14 protein-coding genes are annotated in these 14,470 nt (G+C 43.2%); 6 read left to right on the top strand and 8 right to left on the bottom strand.

Annotated elements, in window-relative coordinates; genetic code table 11:
* The first annotated feature begins 219 nt into the window (after positions 1-219).
* Positions 220-1,242, top strand: a complete 1,023-nt coding sequence (locus ACE4RR_RS12345; protein ID WP_375535724.1) for an LLM class flavin-dependent oxidoreductase — start codon at positions 220-222, stop codon at positions 1,240-1,242.
* A 552-nt stretch (positions 1,243-1,794) separates the two neighbouring features.
* Here ACE4RR_RS12345 and ACE4RR_RS12350 read toward each other — a convergent pair.
* Both ACE4RR_RS12350 and ACE4RR_RS12355 read right to left on the bottom strand, forming a co-directional pair.
* On the bottom strand, positions 1,795-1,995 hold the full coding sequence (locus ACE4RR_RS12350) for a helix-turn-helix transcriptional regulator (RefSeq protein ID WP_375535725.1): 201 nt from the start codon (positions 1,993-1,995) through the stop codon (positions 1,795-1,797).
* Positions 1,992-2,501 (bottom strand): DUF6773 family protein, encoded by a 510-nt coding sequence (locus ACE4RR_RS12355; protein WP_375535726.1) that lies wholly within the window; start codon positions 2,499-2,501, stop codon positions 1,992-1,994. Before ACE4RR_RS12355 ends, ACE4RR_RS12350 begins: the two co-directional genes overlap by 4 nt.
* Before the next feature lie 884 nt (positions 2,502-3,385).
* On the opposite strand from ACE4RR_RS12355, the gene pgsB reads away from it, so the two are divergent.
* The 4 genes from pgsB to ggt are packed head-to-tail and all read left to right on the top strand — an operon-like array spanning position 3,386 to position 6,861.
* Positions 3,386-4,591, top strand: a complete 1,206-nt coding sequence (gene pgsB, locus ACE4RR_RS12360) for a poly-gamma-glutamate synthase PgsB (protein ID WP_375535727.1) — start codon at positions 3,386-3,388, stop codon at positions 4,589-4,591.
* The gene (gene pgsC / locus ACE4RR_RS12365) at positions 4,582-5,037 is read left to right on the top strand and encodes a poly-gamma-glutamate biosynthesis protein PgsC (protein WP_375535728.1); all 456 of its coding nucleotides are present in this window, start codon (positions 4,582-4,584) and stop codon (positions 5,035-5,037) included. Before pgsB ends, pgsC begins: the two co-directional genes overlap by 10 nt.
* Before the next feature lie 14 nt (positions 5,038-5,051).
* Positions 5,052-5,186 carry a hypothetical protein gene (locus ACE4RR_RS12370; protein ID WP_375535729.1) on the top strand — a complete coding sequence of 45 codons (135 nt, stop codon included), beginning with the start codon at positions 5,052-5,054 and terminating at the stop codon, positions 5,184-5,186.
* Positions 5,187-5,202: 16 nt separating this feature from the next.
* Complete coding sequence (gene ggt, locus ACE4RR_RS12375; RefSeq protein WP_375535730.1) at positions 5,203-6,861, top strand: gamma-glutamyltransferase; 1,659 nt, start codon at positions 5,203-5,205, stop codon at positions 6,859-6,861.
* A 70-nt stretch (positions 6,862-6,931) separates the two neighbouring features.
* On the opposite strand, the gene ACE4RR_RS12380 is transcribed toward ggt, so the two are convergent.
* Together ACE4RR_RS12380 and ACE4RR_RS12385 are read right to left on the bottom strand one after the other, a co-directional pair.
* Positions 6,932-7,927, bottom strand: a complete 996-nt coding sequence (locus ACE4RR_RS12380) for a hypothetical protein (RefSeq protein ID WP_375535731.1) — start codon at positions 7,925-7,927, stop codon at positions 6,932-6,934.
* A 15-nt stretch (positions 7,928-7,942) separates the two neighbouring features.
* Entirely contained in the window at positions 7,943-8,470 is a 528-nt protein-coding gene (locus ACE4RR_RS12385) for a hypothetical protein (RefSeq protein ID WP_375535732.1), read from the bottom strand.
* Positions 8,471-8,615: 145 nt separating this feature from the next.
* Between ACE4RR_RS12385 and trhO the strand changes: the two genes are divergently transcribed.
* Entirely contained in the window at positions 8,616-9,584 is a 969-nt protein-coding gene (gene trhO, locus ACE4RR_RS12390) for an oxygen-dependent tRNA uridine(34) hydroxylase TrhO (protein WP_375535733.1), read from the top strand.
* A gap of 177 nt (positions 9,585-9,761) precedes the next feature.
* Here the strand turns inward: trhO and ACE4RR_RS12395 are convergent, their stop codons facing one another.
* The 4 genes from ACE4RR_RS12395 to ACE4RR_RS12410 form a co-directional block, all read right to left on the bottom strand.
* Positions 9,762-10,853 carry a lipid II:glycine glycyltransferase FemX gene (locus ACE4RR_RS12395; protein ID WP_375535752.1) on the bottom strand — a complete coding sequence of 364 codons (1,092 nt, stop codon included), beginning with the start codon at positions 10,851-10,853 and terminating at the stop codon, positions 9,762-9,764.
* A 1-nt stretch (position 10,854) separates the two neighbouring features.
* Positions 10,855-11,847, bottom strand: a complete 993-nt coding sequence (locus ACE4RR_RS12400) for an ATP-grasp domain-containing protein (RefSeq protein ID WP_375535734.1) — start codon at positions 11,845-11,847, stop codon at positions 10,855-10,857.
* A gap of 28 nt (positions 11,848-11,875) precedes the next feature.
* A complete protein-coding gene (locus tag ACE4RR_RS12405; RefSeq protein WP_375535735.1) occupies positions 11,876-13,180 on the bottom strand; it encodes a type III PLP-dependent enzyme domain-containing protein in 1,305 nt (434 codons plus the stop codon).
* A 162-nt stretch (positions 13,181-13,342) separates the two neighbouring features.
* Positions 13,343-14,440 (bottom strand): acyltransferase family protein, encoded by a 1,098-nt coding sequence (locus ACE4RR_RS12410; RefSeq protein ID WP_375535736.1) that lies wholly within the window; start codon positions 14,438-14,440, stop codon positions 13,343-13,345.
* Between the last annotated feature and the right edge of the window lie 30 nt (positions 14,441-14,470).

A 14,470-nucleotide genomic window follows, 5' to 3' on the forward strand; every position in this document is an offset into this window, starting at 1 on the left:
ATTCCTCTGTACCCATTTAAAGACTGCTCCAAAACTCCGAGCATTTTATTTTGGCACCCGAAAAATAATTGGTAGAATGTAAAATGCACCATACATAAAATTAAGGTCCAGTTACTATACATTGTTGGTCAATGACAGCACGTTCGTAAAACTTCTCGTCATGTCTCTTCATAACCATCAATATGTTAACAGGGCCAAAATGAAAGAAGTTGAAAGCAGATGACAGCACACAATCATTCAAAACCGCTGAACGATATTCGCTACTCAGTTCTTGATCTCTCGCCTATTATTGCCGGCGGCACCATTGCAGAATCCTTTCAAAATACACTTGATATTGCCCAGCACACGGAAAAGTGGGGCTTTCATCGTTATTGGATGGCAGAGCACCATAATATGCCATTCATCGGAAGCTCTGCCACATCTGTTCTTATTAATCACATAGCGCAGGGAACTTCGACGATCCGGGTCGGTTCAGGCGGGATTATGCTGCCGAACCACGCCCCTCTTATCATCGCAGAGCACTTTGGAACCCTTGAATCTCTTCATCCCGGCCGTATTGATCTTGGTCTCGGACGGGCACCGGGAACGGACCAGCGGACAGCTATGGCATTGAGGAAAAATCACCGCAGCACCGGCGATGAATTTCCTCAGCTATTGGAAGAGCTTCGTTCGTACTTTAGACCGGATCCAGGAAAAGGCTATGTCCGCGCTTTCCCCGGCCAGGGGCTCGATATTCCTATCTGGCTGCTTGGATCAAGCGGATTCAGCGCAAGACTGGCCGGTCAGCTCGGACTACCATTTGCCTTTGCAAGTCATTTTTCCCCTGAAAACACGATTCCGGCTCTTGATTTGTACCGCCGCTCCTTTGAACCGTCGCAGGTACTTGAAAAGCCTTATGCCATGGTCGGCATGAACATCGTCGCAGCGGATACCGACGAGGAGGCTGAGTATCTCGGCACATCGCTGCAGCAGCAGTTTCTAAACCTTGTCAGAAATACGGAAGAACCCCTGCAGCCGCCAGTTGATAACATGGACGAGGTATGGACAGAACGGGAAAAAATGGCTCTGCATCAGCAGCTCGGCGCTTCTATATTTGGCAGTAAAGTGACGGTGAAGCAGCGAATGCAGCAATTTTTAGAGGAAACGCAGGCAGACGAAATGATGATCAACGCTCAAATATATGATCACCGCGCCCGCCTTCGCTCTTTTGAAATTGTTTCGGAAATTATGAATGGGGATTAAGTTTCGGCTCATATAGCTGGTCATCACGGCAGCTTTTTATGATTGACTTGCGGGAGAGATTGTGAGAAGCGTCCTCTTCCCCGCTGTCACTGCCGCTTCCGCTATTTTCTCCAAACAACCCATTTTTATTGCATCGCCAGACATGAGTTCCGTTATTAACCGAAGTGGGAGCTGATTTCTTCACCTTTCAGGAAAATAGCGTACCTTATGTCAGCCAACCGTTAGAAATCAGATGACTCAAATAAAATAACGGCTCTCATGTCCGCATCAAATCCACAGGCTTATTTTTCCTCTATAAACAGAATGAACATTCCACTCCAGACCACAGATCATCGGAGTGAACATGTGGCTATAACAACGGAACTATTCAAGGTATCCAACTTGCTAAGAGGTGTGAAAATAACTCTCTTTAAAGACAAAAAGACTCCGATTATCAAAATAGATAGTGGGAATCTTTGACAATAAACTTTTGATTCTCCTCTTGCACCCTCCTCTTCTTATTCTTCCCCTATTAAAGATATCATCAGAATCATGCGAAACCGCAAACCTAACTTACCTTTCTTCCTCCCAAAACAAATCATCAAGCGTCCGGGACAGCGTCTTACAAATCGCCAGACATAAGCTTAAGCTCGGATTGTATTTCCCAAGTTCAATGAGCCCGATTGTCTGTCTGGAAACCCCTACACGCTTTGCCAGTTCTTCCTGTGATAAATCCATCTCTGCACGTGCACTTTTTAATTTCAGATTTTTCATTCGTCATCATCTTTAAGAGCTTTTTCCACCGCAGCGTCACTTTTTTTCTTCGAAATATAAAAACTGACTGCCATAGTGACTGCTAAAAACGGTACATAGATCATGAAGGCCCCCAAAAAGGTAATCAGGAAATAATTCAAGGACTGTGCCGTCCCCTCTCCATACAGCACAGCGCTTCTTATCCCGAAGTACAAGGAAAGGGCGGCTCCAAACAGCAGACCTATAAGAATAGTTTTCGAGCTCATTGGCAGCCTGCTTCTTCGATCATGCAATTCTACTTCTGATGAAAACAGCCCGGTCATCGATGCCCTCACTGAGTAATATATCCCCTGCCCGATCAAAATGAACAACTCCGTGGCGATCAGCTGAAATTCAAAACCATACAGATAGTGTTTGACGGCAATAGACCCCAGACAGAATAAAATAACTAGAATATAAATCTCTTTGTAGATTTTGTTTTGCATTATTGTAATTCTTTCGTCTTTCATTTTAGGTGACAAAAACATACACATCCCCACTCCTCTCCTAAGTCCTGTTTTCTATATTATAGCTCTTATATTCCTTTTTGCAATATATATATTGCAAAAAGTTAAATATAATTTGTCATCGTCCCCCAAACGCCTGCTGCAACGCTTTTTTTATATTCACGTCTTTTGACTTATCTTTTAGCAGAGACTTCTAGAAGAGGTTTTCTCTTTTTCCATAGAAATCCAATAATCCGTGTTCTTATCTACCAAAGGAAGAAGTCCTAACGTAATAGGGGAGGAGGCAATATTGTGAAAATAACCGCCAAAAGTCACCGTAGCTGTATTCATGGGGAAAACTGGAATAAAATCATGCTAAATATACCTTTACTCAAATAAAGCACAGAGATACCATTCAACAGTCGATAACTATTTACGCCGCCCTAATAATAAAAAAGGGTGAGAAAGGAGCACATCGATTATTTTCCTATATTGACTCCTGATTTAGTAAAGTCAAATAGTATCATCTTTTTCTAGCTATGTATTAGGTTGCAGGAAAATCGTGAATAAGTTCACGAAGATTCGGGAAGCGAACGGACTTTTATAAACCATATGTAAAGTCAAAAACTCTGTTATGACCGTATTCATACGCTCCCGGCTTTATAAAAATTTACAAAACACATTACAAGCGTCCTAGAAAATCAATGGAATAAATTGTAAAAAAGACTGGCTATATTAACCTTGTCACTATTTTCATATACCGTTACTATTCAACAGGGATGAGCATTGAGAGATTTTCTCACCGCTCTCTCATAGTTTTCAAATAGTAAAGAAAAGGGGTGTTTTACGGCACAGTAACTGTAATACGTCTTCATTTGAAAAAACTTTCAATATGAAAAAATTCGCATGAGGGAAGGGAGAATGAGATGATTTACATCATACCTCCATTTATTGTTTTGTTATTCATATTGGGTGTTTTAGAGCGCCGTAAACACCAGAAAAACATTCATTCGCTGCCTGTTCGTGTAAACGTGAACGGTATCCGCGGAAAATCGACTGTAACCCGATTAATCACAGGTATTTTAACCGAGGCGGACTACAAAACAGTCGGGAAGACCACTGGGACGCAGGCAAGGATGCTTTATTGGTTCGATAATAATGAAGAACCAATTAAACGCCGCCATGAAGGGCCTAATATCGGAGAGCAAAGAAAAGTTGTGGAAACTGCCGCTGATCTTGAAGCAGACGCTTTGGTGAGTGAATGTATGGCCGTCAATCCAGATTATCAGGTGGTTTTTCAAAAACAGATGCTGCAGGCAAATATCGGCGTAATTGTCAACGTATTAGAGGACCATATGGATGTCATGGGGCCAACGCTCGATGAAGTAGCACTTTCCTTCACAGCGACAATCCCTGAAAACGGGTACTTAATTATTAACGAAAGTCCGTATGTTCCATATTTTAAAAAAATAGCCGAACAACGTAACACCGAAGTAATTGTCTGCGACACGTCACGTGTTCCTGAGGAATACCTTCTGAAGTTCAAATATATGGTGTTTCCTGAAAATGCCGCTCTTGCTCTGGCAGTAGCTGACGCGCTTGGCATTGATGAAGATACAGCATTTAAAGGAATGCTTAATGCATGGCCGGACCCTGGCTCCATGCAGATTACCCCGATTGGAAGCGATGAGCAGTCATCGTCCTTTCTTGTGAATGGATTTGCAGCTAATGACGCTGCTTCCACCATTAATATTTGGGAACGTGTGAAAATGCTTGGCTATCCAACAGAGGAACCGATTGTAGTTATGAACTGCCGAGAGGACCGTGTTGATCGGACAGAGCAATTTGCTTCCGATGTTCTTCCGCATATCCCGTGTAAAACGCTGCTTTTAATAGGGGAAACCACAGGTCCGATTGTAGAGAGCTATAACAAGGAGAATATCCCCGCTGACTATTTATTAAATCTAGAAGGATATTCAACCGACGAAATTGTTGCAGAACTTCAGCCACATCTTGATCACAGTGTTATCTATGGTGTCGGTAATATTCACGGCGCAGCGGAACCATTTGTTGAAGCATTAGAAGAACTCAGTATGTCCAGTACAAAGGAGGAGTACAAAAAATGGGCTTAGAAGAAATAACCATCGCTCTAGTGGCCGGCGTTGCGCTTAGTTTACTCTTTGCAGAAAAGACCGGCATTTTACCAGCCGGACTAGTAGTGCCGGGATATCTCGCTCTAATCGTAGACGAGCCTCTCTATCTCGTATCCATTTTGTTTGTTAGTTTTGCCACCTATCTTGTGGTAATGAATATCATTGCAAACTACACAATTCTATACGGCCGAAGAAAGTTTACGGCGATGCTTATGATAGGTATCGTACTGAAGCTCAGCTTTGATGCCGCCTTCGGTATTATCCCGACAGATGTCATCCAGCTGCAGGCCATCGGGTTAATAGTCCCTGGACTGATCGCAAATACGATACAGCGTCAGGGATTTGTTCCGACCGTAGCCACTACGTTACTGCTCTGCTTTACCACCTTTGGAATTCTTTCCATTTACAATTCATTTATTATTTAAAAGGAGACGATATCATGGAAACATCAAGCACAAATTTAACATTTCAGGAAAGTCTATTAAAAATTGTGAAGGGCTATAAAACGAAAACAAAGCCTCATACAATACTCGGGTTTATTTTAACACTGGTTACTTTAGTGGTGTTTATATAAAAAGGATGTGGAGTAAATGGGAAACTTGAAAGACAGTACTCGAGTAGTCATTTTACTGCTCGCAGCTGCTGTTTTACTTAGTATTAAGTCCTCCCTGTATACTCCGTCTGAACCTGAAACATCTGAGCATCTTGATGAAGAGTCCGGGGAATTTGAAGCGGACCGTAGAAACAGCGCGGGAATCGGGGTTGCCACCGATAACCCTGATGCCACAGGTGTTGGAATGGATGTGCTCCGAAAAGGGGGCAATGCCGTGGATGCAGCAATAGCGGTATCTTATTCTCTTGGAGTGACGGAGCCGTCTGCTTCCGGAATAGGCGGAGGCGGTATCATGCTTGTTCATCCACCTGAAGGACATTCTGATGAACCGTCTGTATATGATTATCGGGAGACGGCTCCCAGTGAAGAATCAATGCCTGACTCAAAGATAGGCGTTCCAGGCCTGGTAAAGGGAATGGATGTTGTGCATAGTGACTATGGAACGCTATCGATGGAGAAATTAATGGATCCGGCAATATCCCAGGCTGAGGATGGTGTGTCGGTATCTGAAAACCTTCACGGGCGTTTAAGTGACGCAGGCTATCGGGTGGAAGGAGAAGATACGTCACTGTTCTTTCCAAATGGAATGGCCCTGCCGGAAGGAACGAGGTTAAAGCAGGAATCTCTTGCTGACACCATGTCAGATATCAGCGAGCACGGTCCAGATGCCTTTTACGAAGGAAAAATTGCCGCGGGTATTGCAAAAAAAAGTGATATTTCCAAGGAAGACCTTGAGGATTATGAAGTTGTGAAAACAGAACCTATACAAGGTTCATTTAAAGACTATGACGTGCTGGCTCCTCCACCTCCCGCCGGCGGGGTCATGCTTGTTCAATCTCTGCAGATGGCAGAGCATTTAAAGCTGGAACAAACAGCAGCAAGCCAGGCTGATTTCATTGAACGAACAAGTGAGATCAATGATAAAACTTACTCCAACCGCTATGAACATGTTGGAGATCCTGATTTTGTCGATGTTCCGACCGATAAATTGATCAGCAAGGATTATACAGAAGAGCTGGCTTCAGACGTGTCAACAGATTCACTCGATGGAGAGAAATTGACCAGTGGAGAAAAGGACAAAGATGGAAATACGACCCATTTTGTCATTGTAGATCAAAACGGCATGATGGTCTCTGTTACCAATACTATTAGTGATTACTTTGGCTCTGGAGAGTATACCAATGGCTTTTTCTTAAACAACCAGTTAGATAACTTTACAGACAGTGATAAATCACCAAACGAATACGAGCCAGGAAAACGCCCTTACAGCTATATTTCTCCGACTATCCTTTCAAAGGATGATAAGCCGGTAATTGGCATAGGTATGGCCGGAGGCAGGAGAATCACCCCTGTATTAACGCAGGTACTGAGCCGGCATGTTTTATTGGAGCAGCCAATAGATGAAGCAATTGACGAAAACCGGGCGCACAAAAATCTGGACAAGAAAGAAATTTATCTAGAAGGACGCTTTCCTAAAAAAACGGTCGAAGAGCTCGAGGACCGCGGATATTCTATCGATGAAACCCAGACATCTATGTACTTTGGCAGCGTTCAGAGCCTGATCGTAAACTATGAGAAAAGTGAAATCTATGGCGGCTCGGATCACAGACGTTATGGAGACTGGCGCAGCCGCTAGTAAAAAAATGATTCTGCCTCCGTATCACCACTTACTGTGATGCGGAGGTTTTTTTGTTTCATCCATCGGCTTATTTTCGCAATAGGAAACTCTCTTCACTTTTGTGAATAATAAGGAATGGTACAGCTTGATTATAATAATAAGACGGGCCTGTCCTCCCTGACACCGTTACAAACAGACCCTCTTTAAGTCCGATTTCGAGAAGTCTGCTCTTCAGACTATCCATGCTCTGCTGCATCGCCTGCACGGCTCCTTCCCCTTCTGCTAAAAAAATAAATTCCAGGTCCTTTGAACTAGCAGCCGCCTTCCGGCTGCTGTGCTGACATAAATATTGGAATACCTCCGCCTGAATCAGAGAGATTTCTTTCTTATTGCCATTAAATATAATCTGAGAACTGCCGGATTCGACGAATAAAATAATGGTATCCTCCGCGGCCAGATGAAGCCTGCACTCTTCTTTATCTCCCTGCCTGAACGATAATTCAGAAATAAAGCTGTACTGATTCTTTTGTAAAAAAATTTCATTACGGCGGATAATATCAGTAAGAGCGGCATCGTGACTTCCTGTTGTTTCTAAAATTTTATCAGCGTTGTTCTGTGCTTTTTCTGCAAGGAGACAAGCGCTGTTACTTAAATAAAGATGGGCGAACTGATGCTGTGTTTTTGTAAGCTTATAAGGCTTTTCATGAACTGTCTGCTGAAATGTGATGGCATTCTGAAAATGAATAATACCTTCAAAATAGCTTTTGGATTGATAGGCCTGCTGTCCAAGCAGAAAATGGACGAGTGGATTTTCCCGTTCAAATCGAAGCGCTCGTCTTAACATATCCGGCCGATTTTCATTTTGCAGATGTACTCCATAAAATGACAGGGAGGTTATCAGCCTTTTCTTATAATTTATTAAATCGGCTTCACTAGCTTTTTCTTCATCCTGAACCATTCTCCTATAAATCTCCTCAAGTACAGAAATTGCAAGTGACATGTCACTCTCATCATCAAGCATGGAAAATTGAAGCTCCTGCTCCAACGCCAGCAGCTCCTCCATCGTTTTCTTTTTCAGCCACATCGTATCTTCCCTCCATTAATCATTATGAACCTCCTCTGTAATTTCTTTCATTCGTGCTTCAATACGTTCAATCGACTGTGTCATTATCTTATCTATACCCATAATCTCCGCATATAACGTATAATTTGCTTCATTTGTTGTGTATCTGGAAAATGTCTGAATATTTACGAGGTTCATATAAATATCTTCAAATAGTTCATGTCGTTCAATCAGTGTAAGGGGCTCAAGTTCACGGAGATAATAGCGCTTTGCTTCATTAATTACTTCATTCAGGGCGTAATATCTTCTCTCATTTTTCGAAAAATCATTGTCTCTGAGATCCACTTCCTTCGCAAGTTGAAGGGCTGCTTTGATTCGTGGGGTATAATAGAGGATAAAATTTCTTTTAAATCCTTTTGTTTCCACTTTCATTCGATCCCGCTGCTCCTTTGTATAAAGCCAGACTGAAATAACTCCTGCCAGCAAAGTACCGATAAACGCACCAAGAACTGTGCTGAACACCTGTACCCACGCATCCGCTGAAACATCGCTCCAAAAACTCATGATCTGCCCCCCTTCTTTTCCACTGTATGTGGGGCAGGAACGTGAAATGAGTTGCAATCATTCTCCGTTTTTTTTACAATAGACTATTGTAAGAGAGCTCTATATGCCTATATGGAATATATCTTGCAAATATATGAAATAGGTGATGAAAATGGAAAAGTATCAAGTACTGCTTTATTATAACTATGTCCGCATCGAGGACCCGGAGGAGTTTGCCTCTGAGCATCTTCGCTACTGTAAGGAACTTGGGCTGAAGGGCAGGATTCTCGTGGCAGAGGAAGGCATTAACGGCACAGTTTCCGGGACCATTGAACAGACTACTCAGTATATGAAGAATCTGACGGCAGATGCCCGTTTTGCCGATACAGAATTTAAGATTGATGAGTCAGCCGGCCATGCTTTTAAGAAAATGCATGTGCGACCGCGTGAGGAAGTTGTCTCCCTAAAGCTTGACGAGGATATAGATCCGAATGAACTTACCGGCGAATACTTGGATCCAAAGGCATTTAAGGAAGCGATGGAACGTGAGGACACCATCATTCTTGACGCACGAAATGATTATGAATACGATCTCGGCCATTTCCGGGGTGCCATCCGCCCGGATATTCACAACTTCCGGGAGCTGCCTGACTGGCTCCAGAAAAATAAAGATAAATTTGAAGGAAAAAAAGTGTTAACTTACTGCACCGGCGGCATCCGCTGCGAGAAATTTTCCGGCTTTTTAAAAAGAGAAGGGTTCGAAGATGTAGCACAGCTGCATGGAGGTATTGTCACGTACGGAAAAGATGAGGACGTGAAAGGAGAGCTGTGGGATGGCAAATGCTATGTGTTCGACGAGCGCATAAGTGTCCCAATCAATCGAGTTGATCATGTAATCGTTGGCAGGGATCACTTCGACGGCACACCATGTGAACGTTATGTCAACTGTGCGAGTCCAGAATGTAACAAGCAGATTCTCTGTTCCATAGAAAATGAGCATAAGTACATGCGTGGCTGCACACACGAATGCCGGCTCGATCCGGATAACCGTTACGTTATTGAGCACAATCTCAGTGATGAGGACCGCAAAGTGAGGCTGAACCAAATCGAAGAAGACCTGGCCCAAAAAATTTAAATATATGTTTAGCAGAACAGGAGCCTGACTAAACCAGGCCCTGTTTTTACTAATAACGGAACCAGTGTCCGTGCAGCCTGCAATTGCTTTTCCCGCAGGCTTGTTATGCTAGATGATCGGGAAGAACATTGTGAGAAACGGTATGTCAGCATTGGCGTCTCTCCCATTATTCAATTTTTAAATAGCACCAGCAGCAGTGGTCTGTGGTAACGAACGATATGCCGGGAAAAACCCGCTGTCAGCCGGCTGTTTATAATGCTCCTCCCATTGGTTCACGAGCTTATCATATACCTGCTGGTTGTGAATTTTTTTGCCGATGAAAAAGTCTCTGGGCTTTTGCTGAGAAAAACGGTGCTTAAATGTAAACAAGGAATCTCTTCCACTGTGACCTCCGCCGAGGTGAAAAGTATGACAGCCGCTCCGTTTTCCCCACAACCCACATTCATGCAGTAAAAATACATTTGATCCGATATGAATATACGATTGATCCGAGCAGCCGAGGTGATAATGAAGACAGTCATTTTCATACAGGCAAATTGCCGCGGCTATCATTTTTTCCTCTGCATAAACGCCGCAAAGCACCGCCTTGCTGCCCATATCTGCCATCAGGTTTTTGACATAGTCCAGTGAGAAATACGAATAGGAAGAAGCCTGTAATTTATCCATCGTCTGCGTATAGAGGCTGTAAAAATTTTCGGCCTTCTTCACAGCTTCTTTTCCCTGGTAAGTATGGAACTCCAGTCCATGTTTCTCAGCTTTCCGAAGATTTCTGCGGTGATTTTTATGATAGTCCGCCATAAGCTCCTCCTGGGTTTTCGTCAGATCTACTGCGACGGTTTCTCTGTCATTACTCACGTCCAGATCGTTTTCTACAAAATGATAATTTTCCAGCAGAGGATGAAAACGGACAAATTCACTTACGATTTTTTCCTCCTCACAGAATGTTCCAAACTCGAGCCTGAACGCTTTGATTACTTCCGGTGAATGACTATCTGTCAACGGGCCTCCATACCCGTACGGAATCGTAATAATATCATAATAATGACCGAGACTTCCTTGTTCCCCTAAAAACTTCAGCTCCCCAAGCCTTTTTTTTAAGAAACTGTAATAAACCTTCTGGCCGGCGGGAGCTGTATAGACGAAAAGCTGCGGTTCTCCATCCCCGAGCCTGCGATATAAATCACTATAGGAATGCAGGTAAAATACGTCAGTGACTGCCGCCTGTTCAAGAACTTCCTCCCACCACTTTTTATTTGAATAAGGTATCACTTCATACAATGCTCCGTCCTCCCAGTACTTTATTTTTCAAAAGCATTACGTTATCAAATTTCACCATCGTCGTTCCTGCTTCATAGCTGTTTAACGCCTGGGCATTAGCAAATCCATTCAAATTATTAATGATATTTCTCACAAAATTCTGTCCCGCTTCATGGGCATGTAGATAGCCGCCGCCAAATCTGGGGTTAATTTCAGAAATCAGCCAGCCGTTTTCTGTACGAAAGCAGTCAATATCAATCGGTCCGGCAGGCTGCAGTACATCGATGAGTCTTTCTATTACAGAGAGGAGCGCAGGGTCCTTCAGGCTTACGGATCTGTCGGTTTCCCCTGTCCTCATTAAAACCTTCTTTTTACAAAAAATGTGAGTCGCTTTCTTGGAAATCATGTCCGCATAGCAGTCAATTCCTATTTCATCACCGGCCATAAAGGGCTGAATAATATAATTCTCATTTTTATGAAGCAGCTGCCTTACGTCCTGGAGAGATTCAAGCTTCTGTACTCCCGTACTCGCACTTCCATTTTTCGGCTTTGCAAACAGCGGGAACGATATTGTGCCGCTGTCCAATGCTTTTGCGGTATCTTCCATGCATATAAATGTCGGAACCGCAGGTAAATCATTCATGATTAAAAATTGATAGGTTAAATACTTGTCAAAGCAAATGTCTACAACTTCTCTGCTGGAGACCACCGGCGTAATCAGCTTCTTTAGAAAAACATCCTTGTATCCGGCCAGCAGGGAAAGCTCCGGATCAATAAGGGAAAGTATCCCTGTAATTTCGTGTTTTTTACAAATTGCCTCCAGATGTGGAAGATAGGAGGGATGATCAATACGCGGAACCACTTCTGCACGGTCAGCATGCACAAGCGCTGGAGCTGTTGAATCACAGTCTGCCGCCACCACAATGCCGCCAATGTTATTTAACTCTTCTTTAAAATATTCAGTCAGCTTAACGCGTCGGCCGGCACTACACAATAATAGGTTCATTTTTGATCCCCCTCGTATATTACATTTTTCAAAAGCAGTAGAGCTCCTCATTGAAAAATTGTGAGATTTTCTCTTTGTGGCGTGCGATTTTCCAACCAGCTTCCTCGACTGCCACAATGGCCGGACGTTCTTTTATAAATGGCGGATTAAATACGATGCTGTACGCACCGACGTTTTCAAAAGCGATATAATCACCCGGCCGGGGCAGTGAACTGCTGACATCATGGGCTAGATAGTCTTTTTCCATACAAGTGTATCCGACGATATCAAATAGGGATTGTGGCTGGTTGGAGACACCTTCCTCCGGCCGAATGATTGTCATTGGCAGGTTATTTCTGTGCATTGTGGGTTTTACGTTGTGTACACTGCCGTCAACCAGGACGAAATGCCGGTTTCGTACATTTTTTGTGTCGATCACTTTAGCGTAGAAAAGAAATGTATTGGCGACAAGCGATATACCTGGCTCGATTATTAACGCCGGCCTCGCGGGTAAACCTCCGTACTCCCTCTGCATGACTGCACACACTGCAGCAGCATATTCCTCAAAGGAGGGAGCTTCAATTTCAAACGAAGCTGGGAGTTCCCCATAAAAGCCGCCTCCAATGTCTATATAATCAGGAGTTTCTGCGAGAAGCTGTTTCGCAAGACTGCATAGTTTTTTTGTTATACGTTGATACGTACGAATAGCTCTTTTTCGTGTTGAAAAATGACCGTGAAGTCCGGAAATCTTGAGGTTCGGCAGCGATTGCAGCTCAGAAACAGCACGTTTTAGATCGCCATTTTCAACACAAAGACCGAAGCGGCTCCGTTCATAGCCCTCTTGAAGAACGCTCTCTCCCCCGTCCGAAAGATCAAAGTTCACACGGAGGCCTACCCTGCACTCCCGCAAAGGATTGCTTTCGCAGAAGGATTTAATATATTCAATTTCGTAAAACGAATCGATATTTAAAATGCTTTCGTTCATAAGAGCGGTCTCAATGTCATTTTCGGATTTCAGCGGCCCGTTAAAGATAATTTTTTTCGGATTGACACCAATTTTTACAGCTAAATCGTACTCGAGTCTTGATACCACCTCAGCGTAAGCTCCTAGACTGGACAGCTCCCGGCAGAGCAGCGGTAGATAATTTGTTTTATAGGAGTATCCGATAATTAAAGGTTCGTAACGGCTTTTGAAAGCCCGCTCCATTTTACTGTAATTTCCGCGCAGCTTTTTCAGATCGAGCGCATAAAAGGAATCACCGCAGCTTTTTACTATCTCCTCGATTGTTTCGCAGCTTAATGTTTCAGTTTTTTTAGTACTCTGCTTTTCTTTTCTTACCGCAAATGAATTCACGCTGGTGTCCCTCCCTCGTTTTTGTTCTTAATAAAAAACAACATCAGCAAAAAAATAACGCTCTTGCTGTAGTTCTATATATAGAGTAATACAATGCATTAAAACGAACATCAACTTTTCTCATTCTTAGTAGACAAAACCTTTCTGACAAACTCCGGTCTTTCAGCTTTTTACATCTCCAGGCTGTTTCAGGCTTCTGGCCGATTTAATAGCCGGGATTTTTACCCTGTGGTATAGCCGGCTTTTTAGATACGTCGTCATTGGCTTTTCGACCCATAGATAGACAAGATTACCTGAGAGCACCGTTATTACAATGATCGTGACCATGGACCAGAAATAACCAAGTCCCTGAATAAGGGACGACTCGGCAAATAGAAATATATACAGCTGCAAAAACGGCATGTGTGTAATAAATACGGAGTATGAGGCGTCGCCCTGAAAGGAGAGCGCTGCCGGAATGCTTTTTTGTTTCTTTTCATTCAAAGCAAGCCCGAGGATCAACATCATCGAAAAAAGACAATGAAATTGTGCTTCGTACATCGGTATGAATCCATAAATGTTGTTGATCCATATGCCAATAAATCCTCCAATTCCCGTGATAATGTAAAATGGCGCATAACGAAGATTATAGTTCAGGTACACATATGCAATAAAGCATCCTGCAAAAATCTCAAGATTGCTGAAGCTTAATACGAAATTGCCCCAGTCCCTTCCAAACACCTCCTGCAAGGAGATGAAAAAAGTGAGAATCCCCCAGCAGGCAACGATAGGAATAAAAATACAAGGCTTATAAATAATGAAAGCGGCAAGAACATAAAAGAACCCAATATGATTCAGTGACCACGCTGCCGATAAAACAGGTGGAGCCACAGCTGGATCAATCGGAAGAAGGAGCATCGATTTTACAATGACTTCGATTGTGTAAAAATTCTCCGTCCCCCTGAAAAGAAATGCGCCAGCCAGTACAAGCAGCGTAAATACCCAATAAATCGGATAAATCTTAATCACACGCTTTACTAGAAACTCACTTGCCTTGCCTGGGGTTCCTATATAATGGTGGTAGACGTAATAAATCATGAAGCCTGTCACGACAAAGAAAAAGTCAACCCCTCCCGTCCGGTCCCATACCCCCATATTGAACCAGTCATAGGTAAATCTTTCGTAAAATTGAATATTGATATGGCCGATCAGCACTAGAATAATACCGACTGCTCTTGCTACCTGCACCAATAACAGGCGCTGCCCGCTTTTTTTCCTCATTCTTTTCACCACCTTTTCTCTTTTTTAGCT

Source organism: Alteribacillus sp. HJP-4 (assembly GCF_042139015.1).
Taxonomy (GTDB): domain Bacteria; phylum Bacillota; class Bacilli; order Bacillales; family Marinococcaceae; genus JBHIKY01.

Coding starts and splice junctions, on each gene's coding strand:
- pgsB (WP_375535727.1), top strand. CDS start 3,386: ATGATTTACATCATACCTCCATTTATTGTTTTGTTATTCATATTGGGT.
- ACE4RR_RS12350 (WP_375535725.1), bottom strand. CDS start 1,995: ATGAAAAATCTGAAATTAAAAAGTGCACGTGCAGAGATGGATTTATCA.
- ACE4RR_RS12370 (WP_375535729.1), top strand. CDS start 5,052: ATGGAAACATCAAGCACAAATTTAACATTTCAGGAAAGTCTATTAAAA.
- trhO (WP_375535733.1), top strand. CDS start 8,616: ATGAAAATGGAAAAGTATCAAGTACTGCTTTATTATAACTATGTCCGC.
- pgsC (WP_375535728.1), top strand. CDS start 4,582: ATGGGCTTAGAAGAAATAACCATCGCTCTAGTGGCCGGCGTTGCGCTT.
- ACE4RR_RS12355 (WP_375535726.1), bottom strand. CDS start 2,501: ATGTTTTTGTCACCTAAAATGAAAGACGAAAGAATTACAATAATGCAA.
- ggt (WP_375535730.1), top strand. CDS start 5,203: ATGGGAAACTTGAAAGACAGTACTCGAGTAGTCATTTTACTGCTCGCA.
- ACE4RR_RS12400 (WP_375535734.1), bottom strand. CDS start 11,847: ATGAACCTATTATTGTGTAGTGCCGGCCGACGCGTTAAGCTGACTGAA.
- ACE4RR_RS12385 (WP_375535732.1), bottom strand. CDS start 8,470: ATGAGTTTTTGGAGCGATGTTTCAGCGGATGCGTGGGTACAGGTGTTC.
- ACE4RR_RS12410 (WP_375535736.1), bottom strand. CDS start 14,440: ATGAGGAAAAAAAGCGGGCAGCGCCTGTTATTGGTGCAGGTAGCAAGA.
- ACE4RR_RS12345 (WP_375535724.1), top strand. CDS start 220: ATGACAGCACACAATCATTCAAAACCGCTGAACGATATTCGCTACTCA.
- ACE4RR_RS12380 (WP_375535731.1), bottom strand. CDS start 7,927: ATGTGGCTGAAAAAGAAAACGATGGAGGAGCTGCTGGCGTTGGAGCAG.